At 58.5% G+C, this 2,944-nt stretch carries 2 protein-coding genes; one reads left to right on the plus strand and one right to left on the minus strand.

Going from position 1 to position 2,944, the window contains the following annotated elements:
* Positions 1 to 288 precede the first annotated feature (288 nt).
* Positions 289 to 1,803 (minus strand): leucyl aminopeptidase, encoded by a 1,515-nt coding sequence (locus tag WBQ77_RS05150; RefSeq protein WP_424045096.1) that lies wholly within the window; start codon positions 1,801 to 1,803, stop codon positions 289 to 291.
* Positions 1,804 to 2,093: 290 nt separating this feature from the next.
* Here WBQ77_RS05150 and WBQ77_RS05155 point away from each other — a divergent pair.
* Positions 2,094 to 2,944: LptF/LptG family permease (locus WBQ77_RS05155; protein WP_424059222.1), on the plus strand; the 851-nt coding region annotated here is incomplete at its 3' end.

Here is a 2,944-nt window from a genome sequence, read left to right on the forward strand (position 1 = left end):
CCCGGTCTCGGGGTCCCGCAGCCGCGCCATAACGGCCAGCAGATCGGCCAACGTATAGGCCTTATCACTATCACCGCCAAGCGTGCGCGTGTCTGTCATGGAATCCATCCGTAGAGCGGCCCCACAAAATCAGAAAATCAAAGTATTATCAATGTATTACAGGACTACACTAAGCCCTACCAAGCCCATAACCGAAATTCGCATAAGGTATATTATGGAAAATTCAGGATATGGAGATAGAGGGGCCGGCAGCGGTATTACGATGCCGCTGCCCTCAGCCCCGAACGCCTAGCGGCGCTCGTAATTGTCCTGGATAAACCGGTCAAGCAGCCTCACGCCGAAGCCCGATCCCCAGCTCCGATTGATGTCGGTGCTTTCCGCGGCCATGGCGGTGCCGGCGATGTCCAGATGCGCCCACGGCGTATCGGGCTTGACGAAGCGCTGCAGGAACTGCGCGGCCGAAATCGATCCGCCCCAGCGCCCGCCTGTGTTCTTGATGTCGGCGACCTTGGACTCGATGAGCTTATCGTATTTGGGACCGAGCGGCAGCCGCCATAGTTTCTCGCCGGTCTCCAGGCCAGCCGCGGTCAGCTGCTCGGACAGGTCGTCGTTGTTTGAGAACAGACCCGCATGCACCTTGCCAAGCGCAACCATCACGGCACCAGTGAGAGTCGCGAGGTTGATGATGGCCCTCGGCTTGTACTTCTCTTGGACGTACCAGAGGCAGTCGGCCAGAACCATCCGCCCTTCCGCGTCGGTATTGAGCACTTCGATGGTTGTGCCGGACATGGCTTCGACCACATCACCGGGACGCGTTGCCGTTCCGCTCGGCATGTTCTCCACGAGACCAATCACGCCAACGGCATTGACCTTGGCCTTGCGTTCGGCCAGCGCCAACATGAGCCCAGCGACACAGGCGGCTCCACCCATATCGCCCTTCATGTCCTCCATGCCGCCCGCCGGCTTCAGCGAGATGCCGCCTGTGTCGAAAGTGACGCCCTTGCCGACGATCGCCACGGGCTCGCCACCCTTTTGGCCGCCGCCCTTCCACTGCATCACGGCCATGTGGCTCGTGTTCTCGCTACCCTGCCCCACGGCCAGCAGCGCCCCCATGCCGAGTCGCTTCATCTGCGTCTCGCTCAAAACCGAGATCTGGACACCCGCTTTGGTGAGCGCCTTTGCTCGGGATGCGAATTCCGCCGGCGTCAGAATGTTGGCCGGTTCGTTGACGAGATCGCGCGCGAGGTTGACGCCATCGAGAATGGCGCGCTCGGGCTTATAGGCTCGGCCGGCCGCGCGCGAATCGGCGCAATGGATCACGATCTTCTTCAGGACCTTTACGTCCGCGTCCTTCGTGGGCTTTTTGGATTTGTATTTGTCGAAGGTGTAACCGCGCAGCTGCGCCCCGAGCGCGAAGGCGGCAATGTCCTCGACTGAAAGTTCGCTCTTCGCCGCTTCCAGGTACACATGGGCCGTGTCCCCTTCCCGGCCGGTCAGCTTGCCGCGCACCACGCCGCCAAGATTGACCCAGTCGTCATTGGCGAAGTCCTTGGGCTTGCCGAGACCGACCAGAAGAATGCGTGCGAACTTGACCCCTTGCGGCGCCAGCACATCCACGCTCGTCCCCTTCTTGCCTTTGAAGCCCGAGACTTTGACGGCGTCCTTAAGGCGTCCCTTGGTCTTCTTGTCGAGATCCTGCGCAGCCGGCGAGAGCTTGGGGCCCTCCTCGGCGAAAATAACGGCGGCGCCGTCCGCGGCTACGGCAGACGGGCTGGCAAAGGACAACGTCGTCGGATTGGTCAAGGCAAACTCCTTCGATGGGCCGCACCGCCAAGGATTGAGGCGGCGGAAAACAGAAAAGAGCCCTCACGGGCGCCCGCGCGCACGTGGTGCAATAATGCAACAGCGGCAGGAAATCGTTCGACCTTCGTAAGTGTTGCGTGAAGTGAAAGCAACCCATTCGAAATAGCCGAAATTCCGCCACGTTGGGCTGGTCAGATTTGCAATAGAAACCAGCCGGTTGATGCGAATTTGGGGGCACTTTCGGACGGCGGGGTTTCGAGTCGTTTTGGGGACATCGAAAATACAAGCTCATGACGCTTTTTAGCCGATACATGTTTCGGCAGGTGACGAGTGCGTTCCTCCTCATCTTGCTGACGCTGACGGCCATCATCTGGCTGGCTACAGCATTGAAACAGCTCGACCTTATTACCTCGCAAGGTCAGGGCTTGACGATATTTTTTCAGATGACCGCGCTCAGCCTGCCGAGCCTCATCACGCTCATCGCTCCCAATGCCGTCCTCATGGCGAGCCTCTACACCCTCGACCGGATGAACGGCGATAGCGAGATCATCGTCATGACGGCTGCTGGTGCGACCGTTTGGCGGATCTGCCGCCCTTTGATCGCCCTGGCACTAATCGTGAGCGTGCTGATCCTGGCTGTGAACGTATTCGTCAATCCCGCCTGCATGCGCGCCTTCCGCGACCTCATCACGCAGGTGCGCGCCGACCTGATCTCCCAAGTCCTTCAACCAGGGAGATTTTCCAGCCCCGAGCGCGGCCTGACCTTCCATATTCGCGATCGCGCCCAAGACGGGGAACTGCTCGGGCTTCTGTTCCATGACGAGCGCGATTCCAAGCAGGTCATGAGCTATCTCGCCGACAGAGGACGAATTCTATCCAATGACGAGGGCAGCTTTCTGATCATGTTCGATGGTTATGTGCATCGTTACGATGCCAAGGACGAAGAAAAGGCCGTCCAGATCATCGCCTTCGACCAGAATATCGTCGATCTATCTAAATTTACTCCAAAAAGCAAATCAGGCAGTAAGCTTGAGCCTAAGCAAATGCCGATTACGAGTCTCATAAATCCTTCGCCAGGTGATAGTATTTCTGAGAAAAACTATGGGCTCTTGCGCTATGAATTACATGAGCGGTTGTCAAC

Source organism: Methyloceanibacter sp. (genome assembly GCF_049590335.1).
Classification (GTDB): domain Bacteria; phylum Pseudomonadota; class Alphaproteobacteria; order Rhizobiales; family Methyloligellaceae; genus Methyloceanibacter.